Source organism: Lentisalinibacter sediminis (assembly GCF_040706615.1).
GTDB lineage: Bacteria > Pseudomonadota > Gammaproteobacteria > Steroidobacterales > Woeseiaceae > Lentisalinibacter > Lentisalinibacter sediminis.
This window is the reverse complement of the sequence record NZ_JAPDRF010000005.1, coordinates 443,196-465,322: the sequence shown is the minus strand read 5'-3', so window position 1 is coordinate 465,322 and position 22,127 is coordinate 443,196. Positions and strand designations below refer to the sequence as shown.

General features: G+C 67.6%; 20 protein-coding genes. 13 read left to right on the top strand and 7 right to left on the bottom strand.

From position 1 onward, the window contains the following. The first annotated feature begins 17 nt into the window (after positions 1–17). From ACJMKX_RS12610 to ACJMKX_RS12560, 11 genes are all read left to right on the top strand, one after another. A complete protein-coding gene (locus tag ACJMKX_RS12610; RefSeq protein ID WP_405225836.1) occupies positions 18–842 on the top strand; it encodes a substrate-binding domain-containing protein in 825 nt (274 codons plus the stop codon). 7 nt (positions 843–849) lie between these two features. Further along, complete coding sequence (gene mobA / locus ACJMKX_RS12605) at positions 850–1,491, top strand: molybdenum cofactor guanylyltransferase MobA (protein ID WP_405225833.1); 642 nt, start codon at positions 850–852, stop codon at positions 1,489–1,491. Between the two features lie 13 nt (positions 1,492–1,504). After that, complete coding sequence (gene moeA, locus ACJMKX_RS12600; RefSeq protein ID WP_405225830.1) at positions 1,505–2,773, top strand: molybdopterin molybdotransferase MoeA; 1,269 nt, start codon at positions 1,505–1,507, stop codon at positions 2,771–2,773. Between the two features lie 25 nt (positions 2,774–2,798). Continuing rightward, positions 2,799–3,329 (top strand): molybdenum cofactor biosynthesis protein B, encoded by a 531-nt coding sequence (moaB, locus tag ACJMKX_RS12595; protein ID WP_405225827.1) that lies wholly within the window; start codon positions 2,799–2,801, stop codon positions 3,327–3,329. Positions 3,330–3,390: 61 nt separating this feature from the next. After that, a complete protein-coding gene (locus ACJMKX_RS12590; RefSeq protein ID WP_405225824.1) occupies positions 3,391–4,449 on the top strand; it encodes a WD40/YVTN/BNR-like repeat-containing protein in 1,059 nt (352 codons plus the stop codon). A gap of 7 nt (positions 4,450–4,456) precedes the next feature. Continuing rightward, a complete protein-coding gene (yqeC, locus tag ACJMKX_RS12585; protein ID WP_405225821.1) occupies positions 4,457–5,221 on the top strand; it encodes a selenium cofactor biosynthesis protein YqeC in 765 nt (254 codons plus the stop codon). Next, positions 5,218–5,496: a MoaD/ThiS family protein gene (locus ACJMKX_RS12580; RefSeq protein WP_405225818.1), complete on the top strand. Its 279-nt coding sequence runs from the start codon at positions 5,218–5,220 to the stop codon at positions 5,494–5,496. Before yqeC ends, ACJMKX_RS12580 begins: the two co-directional genes overlap by 4 nt. Before the next feature lie 18 nt (positions 5,497–5,514). Then, positions 5,515–6,597 (top strand): GTP 3',8-cyclase MoaA, encoded by a 1,083-nt coding sequence (gene moaA / locus ACJMKX_RS12575; RefSeq protein WP_405225815.1) that lies wholly within the window; start codon positions 5,515–5,517, stop codon positions 6,595–6,597. Positions 6,598–6,787: 190 nt separating this feature from the next. After that, positions 6,788–7,303 (top strand): winged helix-turn-helix transcriptional regulator, encoded by a 516-nt coding sequence (locus tag ACJMKX_RS12570; protein WP_405225813.1) that lies wholly within the window; start codon positions 6,788–6,790, stop codon positions 7,301–7,303. A 178-nt stretch (positions 7,304–7,481) separates the two neighbouring features. Then, positions 7,482–8,774 (top strand): alpha/beta hydrolase, encoded by a 1,293-nt coding sequence (locus tag ACJMKX_RS12565; RefSeq protein ID WP_405225810.1) that lies wholly within the window; start codon positions 7,482–7,484, stop codon positions 8,772–8,774. Positions 8,775–8,840: 66 nt separating this feature from the next. Continuing rightward, entirely contained in the window at positions 8,841–11,690 is a 2,850-nt protein-coding gene (locus ACJMKX_RS12560) for an AsmA family protein (protein ID WP_405225807.1), read from the top strand. A 151-nt stretch (positions 11,691–11,841) separates the two neighbouring features. Here ACJMKX_RS12560 and ACJMKX_RS12555 read toward each other — a convergent pair whose 3' ends face one another. The 3 genes from ACJMKX_RS12555 to ACJMKX_RS12545 form a co-directional block, all read right to left on the bottom strand. Continuing rightward, positions 11,842–12,402, bottom strand: a complete 561-nt coding sequence (locus ACJMKX_RS12555; protein WP_405225804.1) for a hypothetical protein — start codon at positions 12,400–12,402, stop codon at positions 11,842–11,844. A gap of 68 nt (positions 12,403–12,470) precedes the next feature. Beyond that, positions 12,471–13,418: a DUF481 domain-containing protein gene (locus tag ACJMKX_RS12550; RefSeq protein ID WP_405225801.1), complete on the bottom strand. Its 948-nt coding sequence runs from the start codon at positions 13,416–13,418 to the stop codon at positions 12,471–12,473. A 141-nt stretch (positions 13,419–13,559) separates the two neighbouring features. Next, complete coding sequence (locus ACJMKX_RS12545) at positions 13,560–14,345, bottom strand: methyltransferase domain-containing protein (protein ID WP_405225798.1); 786 nt, start codon at positions 14,343–14,345, stop codon at positions 13,560–13,562. Positions 14,346–14,427: 82 nt separating this feature from the next. Here ACJMKX_RS12545 and ACJMKX_RS12540 point away from each other — a divergent pair, with 82 nt between their 5' ends. Continuing rightward, positions 14,428–15,522: an alpha/beta hydrolase gene (locus ACJMKX_RS12540; RefSeq protein WP_405225796.1), complete on the top strand. Its 1,095-nt coding sequence runs from the start codon at positions 14,428–14,430 to the stop codon at positions 15,520–15,522. A gap of 46 nt (positions 15,523–15,568) precedes the next feature. On the opposite strand, the gene ACJMKX_RS12535 is transcribed toward ACJMKX_RS12540, so the two are convergent. The 4 genes from ACJMKX_RS12535 to ACJMKX_RS12520 form a co-directional block, all read right to left on the bottom strand. Then, the gene (locus tag ACJMKX_RS12535; protein WP_405225793.1) at positions 15,569–16,927 is read right to left on the bottom strand and encodes an NAD-dependent succinate-semialdehyde dehydrogenase; all 1,359 of its coding nucleotides are present in this window, start codon (positions 16,925–16,927) and stop codon (positions 15,569–15,571) included. Positions 16,928–16,979: 52 nt separating this feature from the next. Beyond that, a complete protein-coding gene (gene doeA, locus ACJMKX_RS12530) occupies positions 16,980–18,263 on the bottom strand; it encodes an ectoine hydrolase (protein ID WP_405225792.1) in 1,284 nt (427 codons plus the stop codon). Then, positions 18,260–19,543, bottom strand: coding sequence for an aspartate aminotransferase family protein (locus ACJMKX_RS12525; protein WP_405225789.1), 1,284 nt, complete (start codon positions 19,541–19,543; stop codon positions 18,260–18,262). The genes doeA and ACJMKX_RS12525 overlap by 4 nt, the downstream gene beginning before the upstream one ends. 171 nt (positions 19,544–19,714) lie before the next feature. After that, positions 19,715–21,301 carry a DUF4397 domain-containing protein gene (locus ACJMKX_RS12520; RefSeq protein ID WP_405225786.1) on the bottom strand — a complete coding sequence of 529 codons (1,587 nt, stop codon included), beginning with the start codon at positions 21,299–21,301 and terminating at the stop codon, positions 19,715–19,717. Positions 21,302–21,422: 121 nt separating this feature from the next. On the opposite strand from ACJMKX_RS12520, the gene trmB reads away from it, so the two are divergent. Then, complete coding sequence (gene trmB / locus ACJMKX_RS12515) at positions 21,423–22,112, top strand: tRNA (guanosine(46)-N7)-methyltransferase TrmB (RefSeq protein ID WP_405225783.1); 690 nt, start codon at positions 21,423–21,425, stop codon at positions 22,110–22,112. The last annotated feature ends 15 nt before the right edge of the window (positions 22,113–22,127 follow it).

The following is a 22,127-nucleotide window of genomic DNA, read 5'->3' as shown; positions in this document are numbered from 1 at the left end:
GGGGGTTGACTGGCGTAATGAGGAATCTCAGGAAGCCGATGATCGGCCTGCTGGCGACGCTCGTCGCCGGAGCCGGTGTGTCGGCCGAGTCATTGCCGATCACTGTCGCATCGACCACGTCCACCGAGGCTTCCGGTCTGTTCGAGCATCTGCTGCCCCTGTTCACGGCGGATACCGGCATCCCGGTCCGGGTCGTCGCCGTCGGTACCGGGCAGGCCATCCGGATCGCCGCCAACGGCGATGCGGATGTGCTGTTCGTGCACCATGAACCGTCGGAGCGCCGATTCGTCCGGCAGGGCCTGGGCATCGAGCGCCATCCTGTCATGCACAACGACTTCGTCCTGGTGGGGCCGGCCGGGGATCCGGCCGGCATCCGCGGCATGGACGACGCCGCGGCGGCGCTGCGGCGAATCGCCGCCGGGGAGCACGCCTTCGTCTCCCGCGGCGACGACAGCGGCACGCACAAGCGGGAGATGACCCTCTGGAACGAGGCGTCGGCGGATCCCCGCCCGGCCAGCGGCACCTGGTACCGGGAAGCCGGTATGGGCATGGGAGCCACGTTGAATGTCGCCAGCGCGATGGGTGGCTACACCCTGAGCGATCGGGGCACCTGGATCGCTTTCGGTAACAAGCGCGATCTCGAGATCCTCGTCGAGGGCGATCCCGGACTGCACAATCCCTACGGCGTGATCGTCGTCAACCCGGAGCGCTTTCCCCACGTGCATGCCGCCGAGGCGCAGGCATTCGCGGACTGGCTGACCTCGGAGCGCGGTCAACGCGCCATCGCCGCTTATCGGGTGGACGGGCAGCAACTGTTCTTCCCGGAAGCGGCAGGGCGGTAGCGTGCCGGTGGCAGGGGAGGACGTCCGCAAGCGGGTCACCGGCGTCATACTCGCCGGCGGGCGGGCGACGCGCATGGGCGGCGTGGACAAGGGCCTGGTTGCGGTGCATGGCAGACCGATGGTCGCCTGGGTGCTCGATGCCCTGTCGCCGCAGGTGGCCGAGGTAGTGATAAACGCCAACCGCAGCCATGAGCGCTACCGGGATTTCGGCTGCCCCGTCGTCGCGGACGGCGATGGCGGCCAGGAGTTCCGTGGCCCGCTCGCCGGCATCGAGAGCGGCCTGCGCGCCGCACAGACGCCTATGGTGGTCTTCGCGCCCTGCGATTCTCCGCTGATCTGCGACGATCTCGTGCTGCGGCTGCACGCCGCCCTGGTGGCGGCGCACACGCGGATCGCGGTTGCCCACGACGGCAAGCGGCTTCAGCCCGTCTTCGCGTTGCTCGAGCGCACATTGCTCGACGATCTGGTCCGTTATCTCGGCGACGGCGGGCGCAAGATCGACCGCTGGTACGATACACACGGGTACGCCACTGCCGATTTCAGCGACGTGCCCGGATCGTTCGAGAATATCAATGCGCCAGACGACAAGCGGGCGCTGGAAGACGGTCTCGCCCGGTGCAATCGGGCGAGACCGGAGAACGGCGGCTGACAGGAACGGGAAGATGAACAAAGACCACAAGTCCGACGATTGCTGCGCCGACGGCCACGGCGGGTCTGCGCTGAGACTGGCAGAGGCGCTGGAGCGCATCCTCGCCGAGGCCCGCCCCGTCGGCGGCGAAGAGATGCTGGCGGTGCGCAGTGCCCTCGGCCGGGTGCTTGCCGCCGACGTCGTATCGCGGATGGACGTCCCTTCGCACACGAACTCGGCCATGGACGGCTATGCCCTGCGCGGCGCGGATCTCGAGGCGGAAGGAGAGACCCGGCTGGCCGTGATCGGCACCGCGGCAGCCGGCTGGCCGTTCGACCGGGAAGTGTCCGCCGGCGAATGCGTACGCATCATGACCGGGGCGTCGCTGCCGCCGGATACGGATACGGTCGTCATGCAGGAGAACGTCGATCGGGACGGCGATACGGCGATCATCCGCCCCGGACAGACGCCGGGCGAGCACGTCCGCCGGGCCGGCGAGGACATCGCTGCGGGCGACGTGGCGCTCGCCGCCGGCACCTGCCTCATGCCCGCGGAACTGGGCATGCTCGCCTCGCTGGGCGTCGGCGAGGTCTGCGTCCGCCGCCGGCCCCGTGTGGCCTTCTTCTCCACGGGTGACGAGCTGAGACCCGTTGGCGAGTCGCTCGCGCCCGGCCAGATCTACGACAGCAACCGCTACACGATCCACGGGATGCTGACCCGGCTCGGCGTCGAGACCATCGACATGGGCATCGTGCCCGACGAGCGCGAGACGGTGGAGCGGGCATTCGCGGATGCCGCGGCTCTCGCGGATGCCGTCGTGACCAGCGGGGGCGTCTCCGTGGGCGACGCCGATTACGTCACGCAGACGCTGGAGCGCACCGGCTCGGTCGGCTTCTGGAAGGTGGCCATGAAGCCCGGCCGGCCGCTGGCTTTCGGACGCATCGGCGACGCGCTGTTCTTCGGCCTGCCGGGCAATCCCGTCTCGGCGATGGCCACCTTCTATCAACTGGTCCGCCCGGCGCTGGAATCGCTCGCCGGCATGCCCGACCCCGGGCCGCCGCTCACCGTGACGGCCGTCGCCGCCGCACCGCTGCGAAAGAAGCCCGGGCGGCGGGAATTCCAGCGGGGCCGTCTGGAGCGCAGCGACGACGGCCGGCTCGCCGTGCGGCCCGCGGGCCGTCAGGGGTCGGGTGTCCTGAGTTCGATGGGTGCGGCGGATTGCTTTATCGTGCTGGCCGAGGACGCCGGCCCGATTGCGGTCGGCGACGAGGTAGAGGTCCAACCCTTCGCCGCTCTCGTGTGAGCGGCGCACAAACAGAGAGGACGGCATGGGTCATTCCACCGGCGAGCATGAATTCATCCCGTTGCGCATCGCGGTGCTGACGGTCTCCGACAGTCGCACCGAGGCTACCGACAAGTCGGGCCGGCTGCTGGTCGAGCGGCTGGAGAAGGCCGGGCACGGGCTCGCGGACAAGCAGATCGTCCCCGATGACGTCTATCGCATACGGGCAGTGGTGGCCGGCTGGATCGCGGATGACGACGTCGATGCGGTCATTACGACGGGCGGCACCGGCGTCACCGGCCGGGACGGCACCCCCGAAGCGGTCGCGCCGCTGCTCGACAAGGTGATCGACGGCTTCGGCGAGACGTTTCGCGCGATATCCTGGCAGCAGATTCGCACATCGACCATGCAGTCGCGTGCGCTGGCCGGCGTGGCGAACGGCACGTATGTCTTCTGCGTGCCCGGCTCTTCCGGGGCCTGCGCGACCGCCTGGGACGAGCTGATCGGCGCCCAGCTCGACATCCGCACACGCCCGTGCAACCTGGCCGAGCTGATACCCCGGCTGCTCGAGAAGTGAGTCTGCGAATCCGGCGGCCTTTCGCTACACCGGCACCGGCTCGACGGGTGGCATCGCCGACATGATGCTGCTTATCGGCACGGAGAAGGGCCTGTTCCGCGTCTTCGCGGAGCAGGCAGGCGGGCGCTGGCGCATCGACGGCCCGCACCTGGCCGGCTACCCGGTGCTGCACACCCTCGCCGCCCCCGACGGCACCGTGTACGCCGCCACGGCGCACAAGATCTGGGGTGCTCACATCTATGCCAGCACGGACGGTGGCAGCACCTGGTCCCCGCTGGAGACCGTGCCGCAGTATCCGGCGGAAAGCGGACGCGGGGCGACGAACTCGATCTGGGGCCTGGCGGCCGCCGGGGAACGACTGTTCGCGGGCATCGATCCGGCGGGGCTCTTCGTCAGCGACGACCGCGGCGCCAGCTGGCAGCCGGTGGCGGGGCTGAACGAGCATCCGACACGGAGTACGTGGGAGCCCTCCAGGGGCTGTTTCGCCGTGCACTCCGTCTGCGTCGATCCGGAGCGGACCGGGGTCATCGTCGCCGCGGTCTCCGCCGGCGGTGTCTACCGCAGCGACGACGGCGGCGAGACCTGGCAGCCGGCCAATGCGGGCGTGCGCGCCGAGAATCTGCCGCAGCGCTATCCCGCAACCGGCCACAACGTCCACCGCGTGGTCATGCATCCGCGCCGGCCGGATCGCCTGTACCGTCAGTGCTACAACGGCACGTACCGCAGCGACGACGGCGGACGCAGCTGGACGGAGATCACTGCGGGTCTGCCGAGCGACTTCGGCTACGGCATCGAGGTCGATCCGAACGACCCGGACACGGTCTTCCAGATCCCCGAATCGAGCTCGCACCTGCGGGCACCGGTGGACGGCATGCTGCGTGTCTACCGCAGCCGGGACGCGGGCCGCGGCTGGGAGTCCGTCAGCCGGGGACTGCCGGCCGGGCACGTCTATGTGACGGTGCTGCGCGAGGCGCTGGACACGGACGCGCGGGATCCCTGCGGTGTATATTTCGGCACCTCGGGCGGGCACCTGTTCGCGAGCGCGGATGCGGGCGGTCGCTGGCAGGAGATCGCGAGCTACCTGCCACGCGTGCTGAGCGTGAAGGCGCTACAGGATTAGCGCGCCCATGAATCCGGCACTCTCCGAACTGGTCGACCTGCTCGCCGTGCGAGAGGGCATCGTGTGCGTCGTTGGAGCCGGCGGCAAGAAGTCACTCATCTATGCTCTGGTCCGCGGTCACGGCGGGCGCGTTGCCATGACGGGCACCGTGCACACCACGGAGTTCCCGTCAGACCTGCCGGTACAGCGTATCGTCGCAGAGGAGTCGGCCCTGCAGGAGCGTATCGCGGCTATCCCGCACGACCGTTCGATTGCTTATGCATGCCCGTCCGCCAAACCGGGCCGATGCGCCGGCGTACGGACGGGGACGATACGAACGATCCATGAGCAGGGAGGCTTCGCCGCGACCTTCGTCAAGGCCGACGGTGCCCGCATGCGTCGGGTGAAAGCACCGGCAGCGGACGAGCCGGTGCTCGTGCCCGGCTCTGCCGCGGTCGTGCCCGTGGTTTCGATACTTGCGGTGGGCGAGCCGCTCACCGAGCAAGTGGCGCATCGCGTCGAACGTGTGGAAGCCGCCACCGGGCTGGCGCGTGGCGAGACCCTGACACCGGAGGCGCTCGGTTGCCTGCTCGCCAGTGGGCAGGGTGCCCTGCAGGGCACGGAAGGCATCCGCGTTGCTCCGGTTATCAACATGGTGGACAATGCGCGCCAAGAGGAACTGGCCCGAGCCACCGCGACCGCGGCGCTCGCGATGACCTCGCGCTTCGATCGCGTGCTCCTTTGCAGCCTGCGACAAGGCTCGGAATCTGTCGTAGCCGTAGTTTCGAGATGAGCACGATAACCGTCCGCATACCGACGCCTCTCCGCCCCTTCGTCGGGCACGCAGCAACGTTGAATGCCGACGCCGATACGGTGGGGGCCGCACTGGAGCAGATCGGGGCAGATCATCCCGCTTTCCTGCAGCGCGTCCTGGTCCGACCAGGCGAGCTCCGTCCGTACGTGAACGTCTTCGTCGGTGCCGACAACGTTCGTTCGTCGTCCGGCCTCGCGACGCCGGTCGCCGAGGGCGACGTGGTCAGCATCATCCCGGCTGTGGCCGGAGGCTGAACGAGGGAGCGAAGGCCTATGGACCGCAAAGTACGACGGCTGGCCGATTTCGTATCTGCGAATGCAGGCAGCAGCCGGGGTGAAGATCCCCTGGTCGACCGGTTCGGGCGCGGTCTCCGCGATCTGCGCATCTCGGTGACGGACCGGTGCAATTTCCGCTGCACCTATTGCATGCCGGAAGAGAAGTACCACAGCGGCTTCAAGTTCCTGACCACGGAGCAGCGACTCGATTTCGGCGAGATCGTCCGCCTGGTCCGGCTGTTCACGGGTGCCGGTGTCCGCAAGCTCCGTATCACGGGGGGAGAACCCCTGCTGCGCCCGGCGCTCGGCGACCTGATCGGCGACCTGCGCGGCCTGCCCGGCATCGAGGAAATCGCACTCACGACCAACGGCATTCTGCTGCCCCAGCACGCGGCGGAACTGAAGGCGGCGGGTCTGGATCGCGTGACCGTGAGTCTCGACGCGGTGGACGATGAGACCTTTCGGCGCATGAACGGGGGGCGCGGTGGCCTGGACCGCGTTCTGGATGGCATCGACGCGGCCATCGACGCCGATCTTGCGCCGGTCAAGATCAATGCGGTCGTCCAGCGTGGCGTGAACGATGCCGGGGTCCCGGATCTGCTCGCGCGCTTCCGCGGGACGGGCGCTATCGTGCGTCTCATCGAATATATGGACGTCGGCAACATCAACCACTGGAGCGAATCGGATACCGTGCCCTCGGCTGAACTGAGGGCGCGCATCCACGAGCGGTGGCCGCTCAGGGCGGAACGCAGCAACCACGCCGGTGAGACCGCCACCCGCTATCTCTACGAGGACGGACAGGGCGAGATCGGGTTCATCTCCTCCGTGACCGAGCCGTTTTGCGGCTCCTGCCACCGTGCCCGGTTATCGTCCGACGGCCGGCTGTTTACCTGCCTGTTCGCCACCGCCGGCACCGACCTGCGGACGCCGCTGCGCGACGGCGCCGGCGACGAAGAGCTGCGGGAGATCATCCATCGTGTCTGGTCGCGGCGGACGGATCGCTACAGCGAACGGCGGGACGAGCTGCGCCGCGAAGGCCGTGGTTTGCAGAAGGTCGAGATGCATTACATCGGCGGATGAAACCCGGCCGCCCCGGGACTTCGCGGCCCTTCCCGCAGGCTCAGCTGCCCGGACGGAATCGAAGGAACAGCTCGATACGAAGCTCACCCTCGACGTCGGCATCCAGACTCACCTCTTCACCGCAGGGTGAATTACATTCGGACAGAGGGACATGCTAAATTGGCCCGACTCAGGCGGTTCACACCTTTATGTGACGCTGGCGGGGGGATACCGTGTGCCGATAAACCGGAAATTTCTCATCCAGAATTTCGGCGATCTTTGGCCCGTGCACAACCGTGGCTTCACGGCCCTGCTGATCGAGTGCCGCAGGTGCTTCGACGGCGACATGGATCAGCTGCTCATCCTGAGTGTCATCGGTGATCGCACGTTGGGCATGAACCGGGCAAAGGGCCTCAACTACGCCGATTTCCTGGAGGGGAAGCGTGCGGTCGGCATACCGCAGCGCATCAATACACAGTCCGTCGCCGACAGTACGGGAATCCCGCGCGAGACCGTGCGAAGGAAGATCCGTCGCCTCATCGAGCGCGGCTGGGTCAAGAAGAACGAAGACGGCACCCTGGAGGTCACCGAATCTGCCGCGGTGGATCTGGCACCCGCAACCCAGGCGACTTTCGACTACTTCCTCGCGCTGGGCAACATTCTCTTGTCGAAAGCGACCGAGGCATCGGCCAGCCGCATCAAGGCACGGGGCGGAGAAACCGATTGATTCGGCGGCGGCCTGCCGGCGCCTTTTCCATCGGTCGTTTCGTGCGCCCATTTTGGGCGATGTGATCGCCCGAAGCAGGAAGCCGGCATGTCGATGCGCTAGAGTCGCGTATTACACCCGCTTCCCTCCGTGAGTGTGGCGAACAGGGTGAAGCATGTAACAGCCCGGGAGATCGCGCTTGAGAATACTCCGACAGCCCCAGATCCTGCTGCTTGCCGCCACGCTGGTCATGGCGGGCTGTGCCGGCCCGCGCGTGCAGCCGCTCATGCCCACGCCGGTGCTGTTCACCGAAATGGACGTCAGCCCGCTGGATCACATACCCGAGGCCCAGCGCTGGAACCCTCGCCGTGTCTATTACACGACCACCCGGCAGCGGGAAGACGACCTGATGCGTATCGACTACAGCAACGCGGAGAGCGACGTGGTTTCGGTGGGCATGAGCCTGATCGGCTTCGGCGGGCCCGATGTCTCCTGGTCCGATCTCATCGAATACTCGCGCCGGGCCGAGCGGCCCGAGGCCGTAGACCTCACCATCGCCGGCCTGATAGAGGCGGGCAATTTCATGGTGGACGAGGAAGGCAAGGTGCGCGACATCGGCGGCGCCGCCGCCTGGCTGATGGCCGACCTGAATGCCTCCATCGAATCGGCGCGGGACCAGGATCTCCTGATCTACGTCCACGGCGCCAAGGTCAATTTCTACAACGCCAATGCCTTCGCCGCCCAGCTGGATCACTTCATGGGCCGGGACATGACCTCCATGGCCTTCTCCTGGCCGACGCGGCAGAACATCCTCGCCTACGGCAGCGGCAGCGACGTGCGGCGAGCGTATACGGCGGCGCCCGCTCTCACGGCGCTGCTGGAACTGCTGGCGCGTGACTCCGTAGCGCGGCGCATCCACATCATCTGCTGGAGCGCCGGGGGGCGCGTCGTGAACTCGGCGCTCTCGCAGCTGCATGCCCGTCACGCCGGTGACGGAGAGGATCTGCGCAAGCGCTTCCGGCTCGGGACGGTATATTTCGCGGCGGCCGACGTGCCGGGCGAGGAATTTCTCGAAGCGCTGCCCGCGCTGAACGACCTGGCCACGCGGATCGTCGTCACGGTTTCCTCCAGGGACAGTGCGCTGCAGATGGCGCGGACGTTCATGCGCGGTGGCTCCCGCATCGGCCAGCGCAACGTGGAGCTGAGCGAGGAGCAAATGGACGTCGTGTTGGCGGCCGACCGCCTCGAGGTGGTCGACGTCTCCCTCGGCTGGGAGGGACGCGGCTTCGACATCACGGGCCACCGCTACTGGTACGACCACCCCTGGGCGAGCACCGACATGATCCTGGCCGTGCGCAGCGATCTCGGGCCCGGCGAGCGGGCACTCGCGCCGACGGACCTGGAACTGCTCTGGGGCATCCCGCCCGACTACCCGGAACGACTGCGCATGAGCCTGACCCGGGAAGACCTGGAGATCCGGCGTAACGACTGAGGCATCCACACCCTCCTGCGACCGAAGCGGGACGACGACGGCGCCGGCGTACAGGGGTTGCGGTTGATGCGCTGGCTGGCTATCGCCCTGGCGGCCGTCGTACTGATATTCGCCGGCGGCCTCCTTTACCTCGCCAGCGCCGACCTCGGCGGCTTCAAAGACCGGCTCACACCACTGGTGAGCGACGCACTGGGCCGGGAGCTGCGCGTGGACGGCGACCTCTCTCTCCGCCTCGGCCGTACCGTTCGGCTGCGAGCGGCCGACGTCTCGGTGGCGAATGCGTCGTGGGCCGACGGGCCGTACCTGCTGGAGGCGGAGGAAGTGGCGGCCGAAATCGGCCTCCGATCGCTGCTGGAGGGACCCGTCCGCGTCGAGTCCGTCGTCTTGCGGGGCGCCGTCATCCGCCTGCAGGAGGCCGATGACGGCCGTCGCAACTGGTCACAGCAAACGACCGGGGAATCGGAGGAGATCAGGACGGACCTGGGAGGAACCCTCGAGACGCTGCGGAGCATCGCGCGCTTCTCGGCGAGCGATGTCCGGTTTCTGTACGCCGCACCGTACCTCTCGAGCCCGAGCCAGATCGTTGTCGGCACGGCGGAATATGGCGTCAAGGGCGAATTGATGAGCGCCGACGTCAGCGCAGAGGTCAACGGTATCCCGCTCGTGCTCGCAGCCGAGATCGCACCCGCGGACGCCGGGGCCGCGGCCGGCGGGCTCAGGATCGGCGCCGACGCCCGCATGGGGGACGTGGCACTGACGGCCGGCGTGCTGCTGGCGGACCCGGAAGTCCTTGCCATATCGGCTGCCGAGCTCGAACTGGACGGGCCGGATATCGACTACGTCTTCGATGTGCTGAAGCTGCCGAAAGTCACTTCCGGGCCGCTGTCAGTCAAAGCGAAGCTGACACCGGACCCGGAGCGTTCCGGCTTCGACGCGGAAGGTCGGGTGGGCGAGTACCGCTTCGCAGCGGACGGCTGGGTGGAGGACCTTAGGGGGGTCGGCGGTTTCGATGTCTCCGTATTCCTGGCCGGCGAGAATCTGTCCGCTCTCGGCAGACGGTTCGCCGTCGAGGATCTGCCCGCCGAGCCGTTCGAGGTGGACGGCAGGCTCCGCTCGCGCACGGACGGGGTCGAGTTCGAGGACACGCGGATCGTCGTCGGAGAGGAACAGGCGCAGGTGGCGGGGAGCATCCTGTGGCCCGCGGGCGGCGGCGAGGAGCTGGATGTCAGCGCACGGTACCGCGGCATGTCCGGCCGGGTCACCGCGGCCATCCGCCGCGATTCTCCGCAGCACGACATCGACTTCGGCTTCAGCATCGAGGGCGAGGACGCGGGAGTGCCGGCCGGCCGCGTGGGTCTGGACCATCTCGACGACCTGCCCTTTGCAGCGAGTGGTGAGGGCAACTATCGCGGCCGGACGCTCTCGCTCCGGGGAACGCGCATCCGCGTGGGCGACCAACAGGCGGAGCTGACCGGGCGCGCAGAGTCCGTCCCTGACGCGCCCGACGTGGAACTTCGCTTCGACGCCGAACGGATCGACCTCTCGCCCTGGCTGCCCGATGACGGTCCGCTTGATCCCGCACTGCGGACGATAACGGGGACGGGCCTGATCACGTTATCCGAGGGCCGCCTGGCCGCCGACGAGCTGGACCTCCGCGCAGCCGACGTGGCACTGGCGGGGCGCGTGGCTCTGCCCCTGACGGAGGGCGGCAGGTCCGGCGAGTTCGCGCTGCATCTGCAGGCTCCCTCCGCCGAGGCGATCGTGCCCGGGCTGGCCCGGTCTCCGCTGGCCGCGCAGCCCGTGGATCTGCAAGGGGAAGGCAGCTGGGAGGCGGGAGGATGGCGGCTCGACGACTTCTTCGTGCGGAACGCCGCCAGCGGCGACCTCCGCGGGAGCGTCACCTTTGCCGGGGGAGCGCGGCCGGCCATCACGGCGAGGCTGACCTCCGAACGGCTGGACCTGCGCCGGGACAGACCGGCTGCTCCGGCGCCCGAGCCCGCTGCTGCAGACGACCGGGTCATTCCTGCGTGGGAGATCCCGCTGGCGAGGCTGCCGGATCTCGATGCCGAGCTGGACGTCGATATCGCCTCGCTGTACGGCGCCGGTATGGGCGGGGAAACGGTGGTCCTGGACGCCGCGTTGCGGGACGGCCGGCTGATCGTGGACAGGCTGGAGACACGGGGCCCGCGGGGGCGGATACGGGTCAGCCTGGCCGTCGAACCCGACGCAGCGCCAGCCTACGTCGCCATCCTGGAGCTGGACGGACGGGAGCTTTACGTGGCGCCGCCCGACGAGCCCGCCGCCTCCCTGCCCGAACGTCCGCCCTTCGAAGTGACGGCGGCGCTGACCGCGCGAGGGGCGACTCTGCGCGAGCTGGCCGGCGGCCTCGAGGGCCGCCTGAAACTGCAGATGGGTGCCGGCACCATACCGCGGCGCGGCGGGCTGCTGACCACCCTCGTGTTCGAGGATTTCCTCTCACGCACTCTCGAGACCATCAATCCGCTGATCAAGTCGCGTGACGAGGTGCAGCTCAACTGTCTCGTCCTGGTAGCGGAGATCGAGGCGGGCGCGGTCCGCGGTGATCCGATGCTGGCTCTGCAGACATCGGAGGTGAACGTGCTGGCCCGTGGACAGATCGACCTCGGCAGCGAATCGCTCAACCTGGACATCGCGACCCACCCGCGGCGTGGTCTCGGCGTCAGTCTCGGCGATCTGATCAACCCGTTCACCCGGGTCGGCGGCACCCTGGCGTCCCCCCGGCTGGTGGCAGACCCGAAATCGGCCGCATTCGAGACCGGCGCCGGCATCGCCACCGGCGGAGTCTGGATACTCGCCAAGAAGTTACGGAGCCGTTTCCTGTCCGGGAATCCCTGCGCCAACGCGCTGGAGAAACACGACCCGGAAACGGATGGCTGAGCAAAGCCCTGGCCACGAGCCGACGGGCAGCTATCCTGACTTGATGATCAGGCGGCCTCTGTCGGCGGATCTTATGGCCGGCGTTTGTAGGCTGGGCACCAGCGGCACAGCCTCACCCGCACGCACGCAAGCGTGGTTCAGAAGCGAAAGTTCAGAAACGCTTCGAGGCCGTTATAGCGGTAGTCGAATTTGAACTGGTAGGCCCCGTCGTCTGCATCGAGATCGGTGTCGTACCAGGTATAGCCGACGCCTGCGCCGAAGCGCTCGCCGAACCAGTAGGTGGTCTTGATGCGCAGGTCGACAAGGTCGCCGGAAATGTCCTCGTAATCCAGCCCGAAGTACTGGAAGTGGGTCCCGACGGACTCGTCGCCAGCCGGTCCGTGAGGATGAACGAATAGACATAGGTGACGGGCACGAGATCCCAGTCGAAGCGACTCTGCACGACGGCCGCTCCCACGAACTCCAGCGTCTGGTCTTCGGTATCGACGACGAAACTCTCCTCGATCACACCCGTGTCGGAGCGGTTGAAGCTGTAGTAACCCCCGTGGGTATGTCGATTGCCGAAGCGCGAGACGAGGTTGGCTCGGAAGGAAGTCTGATCGTCTTTCAGGTTGAGATCGTCCTCCAGCGCGATCTCGGTACCTCCCTCGGGTCCGCTCAACGTGAGACGGGTATCGAAATCGCTCAGGAAGGCGCCGGCCTCGACGGACACCGCTCATTTCGGGCAGTCCGGTGAAGCCTCTGCCGCCGCGGGCGGCGGTGAGCGAACGTTCTGCGCAGCTAATCGAGTTCTATGCCGATGCCGATCGCGTAGGTGATGTCTTCCTGCTCGTTGCCGGCAGCCGGTTCGGATTCCCAGTCCCAGTCCACCTGCACGTTCATGTAGATATCAGCCCAGACGTCCCAGCGGATGCCAGTCGTTGTGTCGACGACCTTGTTCGTTCGACCCGTGACGTAAACCCACAGGCGGTGGTTATGGTAGAACTCGAGATCGCCGCCCAATACGTCACGGTGATAGCGGAGATCCCATCGCGCAGCGGACGAGTCCTCTGTGAAACCGCCGATCCTCTCGCGGACGCCGACGGCCGAGAGTGCAACCTCGAACTGGCGATAGGCATCGTCGAAGAACTGGTGACCCAGACCGACACCGGGGGTGTAGCGGTACGTCAGCTCGCGTATGGGGTCTCGTTCGTAGCCGATTCCGGAGGCCAGGAACCACCTGTCGGAGAAGAACCAGCTGTACACGTAGTTGGCCGTGTACTGTTCCTTCGTCGTGAGCCCGTCCTGATCGATGCGATCGAAGCGCAGATCCGTGCGGTGGCGGTGATCGCCGATCTTCACGCCGCCCGCTCCCTGCCAGAGGAAGTTGGTGGTTTCGGTGTTGCCTTGCGTCGCTCGGTAGGAGAAATCGGAGCGGACATCCCAGTCGAAACGGTCTTCCGGTTCGGTGAGTTCCTCGATATCCATCGGCGCGAACGGCTGCGTGCCCGCATCGGTGACCAGGATCATGTTGCCCGCGGCATCGGTGGCGAAGCGGCCGGTCACCTCGCTGTGATCGCGTAACTCGATTTCGAGGTCCTCGTCGGATTCGATGCGGGCGACGGCGTCCAGAGAAATGGGGAACTCATCGGCGTAGGGCGTCTCCACGAAGAGCTCGTTGTCCCAGACGCGCTTGATGTCGCCGGTGATGCGGTCGCCGTTCTGCATGTAGACGACGTCCGCAGTCACCGGACTGCCGAGCAGAAGGGATGCGCCTAGCACGGAGGCGGCAAAAAGAGACTTCGCAGGCATGACGGAAAGACTCACGGGTTGCTTTGAACGGCGGTCAGCCTAGCGACGGCCGGGCATGCCGGCAACCGCCGACGCCCGTCAGCGGGGCTCGGCGGTGAACAGGAACCGGTTCACGCAGAACAGGAACTCGTCCGCCTCGGCACGGCGTTCGAGATCGGCTCGCCAGGCGCGTGCCTCGCTGTCGCTGACGCCGCCGGCGGCCACGGCGCTGGCCGCGCACTGGGCGATCATGGTGCCGGCGTAGCCCTCGTTGTCGAGTCGCGTCGAGAGCACCGGGACGGCGTGAACCCGGACGTCGCCGAACCCCGCGTCACGCAGCAACGGCCGCAGGCGCTGCGGGAGACGGGGGCTCGGCACGGCGGCGTCCCAGGCGCCGAACAGGCGCCGGGTGAGGTCTGCGTCCTGCGCCGTGACGACGGCGGTCTGCCAATCGGTTTCCACGATGGCGACGCGGCCGGCCGGCCGCAGGACGCGGCGGATCTCGGCGAGCGCGGTTTCCGGCTGCTCGACGTAGAGCAGTAACTGGGTGGCGGCGACCGCGTCGGCAACGCCGGAGCGCACGGGCAGGCTCGTGGCATCCGCCTGCGTCAGGGCGATGTGCGGTATGCCTGCGCATCGCGCAGCGGCGAGAGCCAGCATGGAGGCGCTGAGATCGAGTCCGAGCACGAAGCCGTCCGGGCCGACGGCGTCGGCGAGGCCCCCTGTCAGCAGGCCCGGCCCGCAGCCCACGTCCAGCAGGAACTCACCCGGGGCCGGGGCGAGTGCCTGCACGGTCTGTTCGCGCTGACGCTCGATCTCGGGCGACAGATAGGCGCGCTCGGTCCGCCTCGCCCGGACATCGTCGTAACGGCTGCGGCCTGGCATGGGGGCTCCCGGTGGCGGCGACGGTTCGAATTATGGTGCAGTCAGGCGGCGCCGCACAGAGACCCGGTATACTGAACGGTTCATGTGCCTCCGTCATCGTTTCTACGCTCCCCACTGCGCCCGACTCGCGGTCCTCGCGAGTGCGTTCCTGCTTGCCGCCTGCGCAGGCCAGGTACCCCTGGGGCCGGCGCCCGCCGCGGCAGGGCCGGCGGAGGCCGGGGCAAGCGTCGAGGTCGCCTTCGTAACGAATCGGCAACTGGAAACGGACGGGAACGGCCTGGAGTACTACGGGGGCGCTCGCGGCTCTCTGACGGCGGGACGGTGTCGGGTAGCGATCCGGGACGGCGAGGACCATGACGGGCGATTGATCGGCGTGACGCCGGCGCCGGCGCAGGCGGTGACTTCCGACTTCGGCGACGGGGAGCATGAGGGCGTGGTTGTCTACATCCACGGTTTCAACGAGAGCTTCGGGCGCAGCTGCCGCCATGCGGCATTGCTGCAGAAGCGCCTGGGGCTGGACGGCCGGCTGCTGCTGTTCAGCTGGCCGGCGGACCGGAAGTACGTCACCTACGCGAGTGATGCCGGTGATCTGGCGTGGAGCCTGCCGGATCTGCGGGGTGTACTCGAGGAGTTGGCCGGACGTTACGGGCCCGGAAACGTGAGCATCCTGGGGCACAGCCTCGGCGCCCGCGCGACGGTGGAGGTGCTGTCCCGGATGGACGAAGACGTCGGCGCGTTCGGCCAGGTCGTGCTGGTCGCTCCCGATATCGCGCGGTCGCGATTCTCGGAGTTACGGCCCGTGCTGGAGAGGCGGGCGGATCGGGTGACGATCTACGCCTCGGAGAACGACCTGGCGCTGCGCCTGTCCACCGTCGTGAATACGTCGGCGCGGCTGGGGATTACCGACGAAGAGGCCCATGCGGAGAGTGCGCTGTCCCCGAGGGTTCAGCTCGTGGACGTGTCGAAGACCGGTCTGTACAGCCTGAGCGGGCATGTCTATCACCTGCGCAATCCGGCAGTGATCGAGGATATCAGCCGTCTGTTCGCCCCGCTGGCCGCGGATGCGGGTGGCAGCTACGAGCGCGTGCCGGGGTCCGCTCCCGGTCTGTGGCGTCTGCTGCCGGTCAAGCGCGAGACGACGGCTTCAGCCGGACAGACGCGGCCGAGGAACTTCTGAAACTTTCAAAAGTTTAAAAAGTTGCAAAAGTTCGGTCCGGCACCTACTAGGCGATCCAGACCTGCTGCGCGTTCACGAACTCGTGGATGCCGTGGGGGCCGAGTTCGCGGCCGTAGCCTGAGCGTCCGACGCCGCCGCTCGGTAGCCGGGGATCGGTCTTGACGATGCCGTTGACGGCTACCTGGCCGGTGTAGAGCTGGCGGGCCATGGCCTCGCCTCTCGATGCGTCCGTCCATACCGCGGCCGCGAGGCCGTAGGGGGTGTCGTTGGCGATAGCGAGCGCCTCGTGGGCGTCCGCCGCCTTCATCACCACCGCCACCGGGCCGAAGGTCTCCTCGCAGGCGCCGGTCATGTCCTGGGTCACATCCGTCAGCAGCGTCACCGGATAGAAGAAGCCGTCGCCCTGCGGCAGCTCGCCGCCGAGGCGGCAACTGGCGCCGGCGTCGATGGTCGCCCGCACCTGACGGTGCAGGTTCGCACGCAGGTCGTCCCGTGCGATCGGGCCCACGTCGGTGGATTCGTCCCGCGGGTCGCCTACCTTCAGTTTCGCCAGGCGGTCCTGAAGAAGTTCCACCATGGGCTCGTACACCGGCGCCTCGACGATGGTGCGCTTCGCCGCGATGCAGCTCTGCCCGGCGTTGATGATGCGTGACAGCGTGATGGTGTCCGCCGCCTTCTCGAGGTCCGCATCCGCCAGCACGATGGCCGGGTCCGAGCCGCCCAGCTCCAGCACCGAACGCTTGATCTCCGAAGCCGCCACGGCAGCAACCGCCGCGCCGCCGCGCTCCGAACCGGTGAAGGACACGCCCTTGATGCGCCGGTCGCGGATCACTCCTTCCGCCGCCGGCGTCTCGATCGGCAGGTTCTGGAACACGCCCTCCGGCGCGCCCACGCGGGCGAAGACGTCCTCGATGGCCTGCGCGCAGCCCGGCACGTGGGGGTCGTGCTTCATCACGCACGTGTTGCCCGCCATCAGCGCCGGCGCGGCGAAACGGAAGGCGAGCCAGAACGGCGCGTTCCAGGGCAGCACGCCCAGGATGGTGCCCAGGGGCAGGTACTGCACGTAACTCGAGCTGGCATCGGACTCGATGACGTCGGCCGACAGGTAGGTCTCGGCGTGTTCGGCGTAGTGCTCGGCGCACCAGGCCGCCTTCTCCACCTCCCCGCGGGCCTCGCGCACGGGCTTGCCCATCTCCTCGGTCATGAGCGCGCCCAGCGCGTCCACGTCCCGGCGCATCTCGGCAGCGACCGCGCGCAGCAACTCGGCGCGCTCGCCGAAGCCGGTGTCGCGCCAGGCCGGGAAGGCGGCGGCAGCTCCGGCGAGGATGGCCTCGACCTGATCGGGTGAGGCCGGCTTTACCTCTCGGATCACGGTACCGGTCGTGGGATCGATGGCGGTCAACATGGCGGGGCGCTCCTGCTCTGACGGATAGGGAGGGACGCGTATGGGAGGGCGCTCAGGACGCCCTGTCTGACTTTTCGGCCTTGCGGGCCTTATCGGACTTGTCGGGGTCGTCGCGCGCGGGAATGGCGATCAGCTTGTCGCTCGAGCCGACGCGTTTGCCCATGAGCGTCTGCTCGCCCTTGACGATGAAGTCCTCGTCGAGGGTGAAGAACGACTGGCAGCTCTTGTCGGTCACGTAGATGGTGTCCGAGATGCCGACGGTCTTGTCGCCGTCCACGCCCCACATCCAGGGGATGATGTGGAAGCACATGCCCTCTTCGAGGATGGTGCTGCTGCCCTGGCGCAGGCTGCAGATATAGCCCTCGTCCCAGCTCGGCGGGAACGCAATTCCGATGGAGTAGCCGGAGCGCGTGATGAGGTTCGCGCCCACCTGGTTGTCCTGGATGATGGCGCGGATGAGGTTGTCCGCATCGGATACGGTCAGACCCGGCCGGATGATGTTCTTCACCTCGCGCAGCGCGAGTTTCATACGCTCCTGTGCCTGCAGCAGCGACGCCGTCATGTCGCCGAGCAGCACCGTGCGCATCATCGCCGTGTGGTACCGGCGGTAGCAGCCGCCGATCTCCAGGAAGACGTGCTCGCCCGGCTGCACCGTGCGGCCTTCCCAGGTGGCGTGGCCGATCATGGTTCGGGGACCGGAGGTGACGTAGGGCATCACCGCCGGCGGTTCGCCGCCGGCCCGGAACATGGCGGCGCAGACAGCCGCGCCGATCTCGTTCTCGGTGACACCTGCCTCGGCCGCCTCGTAGCCGGCCTGCATGCCGGCCTCCGTGGCGGCAGCGGCCTTCTTCATCACCTCGATCTCGTATCCGGACTTGGTGATGCGGCCCTGCTCCACGATGCCGAAGCAGTCCAGCAGCCGGCCGTCCGTGAACGTGGTGTGGATGCTGTCCTGGTGATAGGCAGGGAAGAAATAGCTGTTCCGCTCGTAGCCGATGTCCTTGCCGTTCAGCCCGAACTCGCGCAGCGATTCCACCAGCATCTGGATGGCGTCGCCGGTGTCCGGATAGGGCCGCGTGCGCTCCACCCAGGTGCGGGCATGGATGTTCGACTCCTCCATGCCCCGGGTGATCATGAACGGTTCGTCTTCGAGCGGCACCACGAGCGCCTGGAAGAACGAGTACCCGGTGGTCTGATAGTCCGTGAGGTACATCAGGTTTTCCGGGTCGGTGATGACCACCGCATCCAGGAGGCGCGCCTGCATGCGTTCGCGCAGTTCCCGGAGCCGGCGCTCGTACTCCTCGAACGGGAACGTCATGTCGTCACGCTGTCTCATGCGGCTTTCACCTCCACCGTCTGCGCCACGGCCTCGGAGAGGATGTCCAGGCCCTCCTGCAGGTCTTCCTGCGGGATCGTGAGCGGGGGGATGATCTTCAGCACCCGGCCGCCGACGCCGCACTGGGTGATGATCAGCCCGGCCTCGAAGCACTTCGCCGTGATGGCTTTGGCGAGCTCCGGGTCGCCGGTATCGAGCGCCTGCATCATGCCCTCACCCCGCGCCTGCATCGTGGCGCCCTTCAGGGAGGCGCAGAGCTTCTCCACGTGGTCACGGATGTGCTTGCCCTTCTCCCGTACCTCTTTGAGGAACTTGTCGTCGTCGAAGTACTTCAGGCCTTCGACGCCGGCGACGAAGGACAGGCCCTGGCCGCGGAACGTGCCGGTGTGCTCGCCGGGCTTCCAGTGCTTGTCGTGCTCCGGCTTGGCCAGGTTCATCGCCAGCGGCGTGCCGAAGCCGCCGATGCCCTTCGCCAGCGTGATGATGTCCGGGTCCAGGCCCATGCCGTCGAAGCTGAAGTAGTTGCCGGTGCGCCCGCAGCCTGCCTGGATGTCGTCGATGATGAACAGGGCCCCGAGATCCTTCGCCAGCTTCTGCGTGGCCTGCAACCATTCCCGGCTGGCCACCTTCACGCCGCCCTCGGCCTGGATGGCCTCCACCAGGAAGGCGGCCGGCGGCTCCCAGCCGCTGGAGGGATTCTCGAACAGGGCCCGCAGCCGGTCCACGGACTCCAGCCCGCAGCCGAGTTCGCAGCCGAGGCAGGTCTTCCTGCAGCCGAAGGGCTGGTGGACGACGTGCTCCAGCGGCACGCCGGCGGCGTTGCGGAAATAGGAGTTCGACGTGCAGGCCAGCGAGCCCAGCGTCATGCCGTGGAAACCGTGGGTGTAGGCCACCACGGTGCGCCGGCCCGTCACCTTGCGGGCAAGCTTCAGGGCGAGCTCCACCGCGTTGGTGCCGGTGGGGCCCATGAACTGCAGCTTGTAGTCCCAGCCGCGCGGCTCGAGGATGGTACCAACGAACTTCTCGATGAAGTTCCGCTTGGCGGTGGTGTAGAGGTCGAGGCTGTGGGCGACGCCGTCGGACTGGATGTAGTCGATCAGCGCCTGCTTCATGTTCGGGTTGTTATGACCGAAGTTCAGCACCCCGGCGCCGGCGAAGAAGTCGATATAGGATTTTCCGTTCTCGTCCACCTGCCGCGCATTGGAGGCGGACTTGAATACCGTCGGGTAGGTGCGGCAATAGCCGCGGATATCCGACTCCCATCTCTCGAAGACTTCCATCTGCTTCTCCCTGGTGATTATCGCGCCACCATAGCATTCGCAGGGCGGGCTTTGAAATCGTTCGCGTCGCGTCGGCGCCATCCGCCGCTGAAAAAGAAAACGGCCCCCGGAGCAGAGCTCCGGGGGCCGCGGGGTCGTCCCTGACCTGTCAGCGTCCCTTGCCGTGGTGCCTCAGGTGGCGCAGGCCGGCACCGCCGCGTAGTCGATGACCAGCGGCAGCGGCAGCGCGCCTTCGCTGCCGTCGGTGGCGGGGTCACGGGCGATCACGTCGATCACCTCGCCACCGTTGAACGTGGCGTCGGCGATCTCGATGGCCACCACGCTCTTGTCACCGGCCGGCGTCACGTAGACGTCGTAGATGCCGGGCGCGATGGACAGGATGCCGGTGTCCGCGCCGAAGGGTACGGCGGCGAAGCTCGGTGTGACGGAGGCGTCGTTCAGGTTGGTGCCGTCGGCCAGCAGATACAGGTCCACGTCGCCGGTGCTCGGCGAGCCGTGGATGACCCGCAGCTTCGCCTCCGTGAACACGCTGCGCGTGTCGGTGGCGAGCGCCAGCGGCTGGATGGCCGGCGTGCCGGAAGACAGGAAGCCGGTCACGATGGCGGTGGCCTCGGCGCCCTGCTCGGCGGTGAACGGGAAGTCCGTGGCCACCACGGAGTTGTCCGCGTTCGCAACCACGCTCACAGTGTAGTCGCCCGGGGCCGGGACCGCGCCGATCTCGCAGAACTCGGTGAACGAATAGTCCACCGCGAGCGGCAGCGCCTCGTCGTTGGCCGTGGAGGTGTCATCCGCCAGGATGTCCACCGGCGGCGCATCCGGGGATGCGTGCACGGCGGTCACCGCCGCCGGCGTGTTCGCATCCAGCAGGTCGGCGGCACCGGTGCCGTCGAGCACGACAAGCTGAATGGGCGTGGCGCCCGGACCCGTGTTCTCCACCGCGGCGATCAGGAGCTCCGCATCAGCGGCGAGATCCAGTTCACCGGAGTCGAACACCACTGACGAAGTATCGCCGGCGAGCGTGACGCGGATCTGATAGGTGCCGGCCGGCACCTCCAGGCGGTCGCTCACGTCCTGATAGGCCAGCGGCGCCATGGAGATCGGCGCGCTGGCGGCGAGGTCGGCGCCCGGCGTCGTCACGTAGACGTCGACCGGCGGTGCATCCGGCGCGGCATGCACGACCTGGGCGAAAAAGCTGCCCGGGGTCAGGGCCTGGTCGGTCGGATTCGCGATCACCAGCGGCCCGATCGGTGCGGCCACGTCGCCGACGGCGATCACCGTGTAGTCGGTGCTGAAGTCGAGATCCAGCGTCTCGTCGATGACGATCGCGTTACCGCCGGGGATGATCGCCTCCACCTGGACGGTGGTGGTCTCTGCCACCGGCAGGAAGCCCGAGCCCCCGGTGTAGTCCACCTCGCTGAGCGCGGCCTGACCGTTCACGAGGATGTTCACTGCCGGCGCATCCGGCGAGGCGTGCAGCGCCCGCAGTTGAGGCGCGGTGGCGCACTCGAGCAGCTCGGTGGCCGTAACCTCGGAGGGGTCCAGCTCATCGTTGCGGTTCGTATCGAGGCCGCTGTCCAGCGCGAGACCGCCGCCGGGGCAATCGGCGTCGCCCTTTGCGATTTCCCGGGTGGCCACGAGGGAATTGAACCCGTCCTGGCCGTCGGCGCCGTCGGTACCGTCTACGCCGTCATCTCCCTCGCAGCCGGCCAGCAGGAACGCTGCCGCCAGCAAGGAGGCCGTTGCAGTAGTCTTTCTCATTGTTTCTCTCCCTGAGATGAGTGAGATAAGTTGCGCAGGGAGATTCGACACGACCGGGACAAGCCGATGTCGTTGCGTGCTTGACAAAATATGGACATTCACAGGCATGATGTAGCAAGCGATGAGCGACAGAGCAGAGAAGCAGCCGGAACGGAAGGTACGCAGTTTCGTGCGGCGGGCCGGGCGCATGACCCGGGCGCAGGAGCGGGCCTGGCGGGAGCTCTGGCCCCGCTACGGCATCGACGCGGACGGCCCGGCCGCCGTTGCCGCGGCCTTCGGCAGCGGCGGGCGCCGCGTGCTGGAGGTGGGCTTCGGCAATGGCGAGAGCCTGCTCGACCAGGCGGAGGACGACCCGGACGCCGGCTACTACGGCATCGAGGTGCACGAGCCGGGCATCGGCCATTGCCTGCTCGGCATCGAGCGCCGCGGCATCGACAACCTGAGGCTCCTGTGCGGCGATGCGCTGGAGATCATGGCAGCGATACCGCACGGAAGCATCGCGCGGCTGAATCTCTACTTTCCCGACCCCTGGCCGAAGAAACGCCACCACAAACGCCGCATCATCGCGCCCCGCTTCCTCGATCTCGCCGCCCGCGTACTCGCGCCCGGCGGCACGCTGCACATCGCCACGGACTGGGCGAGCTACACCGAGCACATCGACGAGGTGATGGCCGCGGACGAGCGTTTCGAGCGGGTGGAGCGGCGCGAGCACGACGGCGACCGACCGCTCGCCCGTCCGCACACGAAGTTCGAGCAGCGCGGCCTGCGGCTCGGCCACGGAATCTGCGACTGGATCTACCGACTGCGGTAGTCGACGAGGGTCTGC

Excerpts from the sequence above, each read along its gene's own strand:
- ACJMKX_RS12610 (WP_405225836.1), top strand. The coding sequence starts at position 18 with ATGAGGAATCTCAGGAAGCCGATGATCGGCCTGCTGGCGACGCTCGTC.
- moeA (WP_405225830.1), top strand. The coding sequence starts at position 1,505 with ATGAACAAAGACCACAAGTCCGACGATTGCTGCGCCGACGGCCACGGC.
- moaB (WP_405225827.1), top strand. The coding sequence starts at position 2,799 with ATGGGTCATTCCACCGGCGAGCATGAATTCATCCCGTTGCGCATCGCG.
- ACJMKX_RS12590 (WP_405225824.1), top strand. The coding sequence starts at position 3,391 with ATGATGCTGCTTATCGGCACGGAGAAGGGCCTGTTCCGCGTCTTCGCG.
- yqeC (WP_405225821.1), top strand. The coding sequence starts at position 4,457 with ATGAATCCGGCACTCTCCGAACTGGTCGACCTGCTCGCCGTGCGAGAG.
- ACJMKX_RS12580 (WP_405225818.1), top strand. The coding sequence starts at position 5,218 with ATGAGCACGATAACCGTCCGCATACCGACGCCTCTCCGCCCCTTCGTC.
- moaA (WP_405225815.1), top strand. The coding sequence starts at position 5,515 with ATGGACCGCAAAGTACGACGGCTGGCCGATTTCGTATCTGCGAATGCA.
- ACJMKX_RS12560 (WP_405225807.1), top strand. The coding sequence starts at position 8,841 with ATGCGCTGGCTGGCTATCGCCCTGGCGGCCGTCGTACTGATATTCGCC.
- ACJMKX_RS12545 (WP_405225798.1), bottom strand. The coding sequence starts at position 14,345 with ATGCCAGGCCGCAGCCGTTACGACGATGTCCGGGCGAGGCGGACCGAG.
- ACJMKX_RS12540 (WP_405225796.1), top strand. The coding sequence starts at position 14,428 with ATGTGCCTCCGTCATCGTTTCTACGCTCCCCACTGCGCCCGACTCGCG.
- ACJMKX_RS12535 (WP_405225793.1), bottom strand. The coding sequence starts at position 16,927 with ATGTTGACCGCCATCGATCCCACGACCGGTACCGTGATCCGAGAGGTA.
- doeA (WP_405225792.1), bottom strand. The coding sequence starts at position 18,263 with ATGAGACAGCGTGACGACATGACGTTCCCGTTCGAGGAGTACGAGCGC.
- ACJMKX_RS12525 (WP_405225789.1), bottom strand. The coding sequence starts at position 19,543 with ATGGAAGTCTTCGAGAGATGGGAGTCGGATATCCGCGGCTATTGCCGC.
- ACJMKX_RS12520 (WP_405225786.1), bottom strand. The coding sequence starts at position 21,301 with ATGAGAAAGACTACTGCAACGGCCTCCTTGCTGGCGGCAGCGTTCCTG.
- trmB (WP_405225783.1), top strand. The coding sequence starts at position 21,423 with ATGAGCGACAGAGCAGAGAAGCAGCCGGAACGGAAGGTACGCAGTTTC.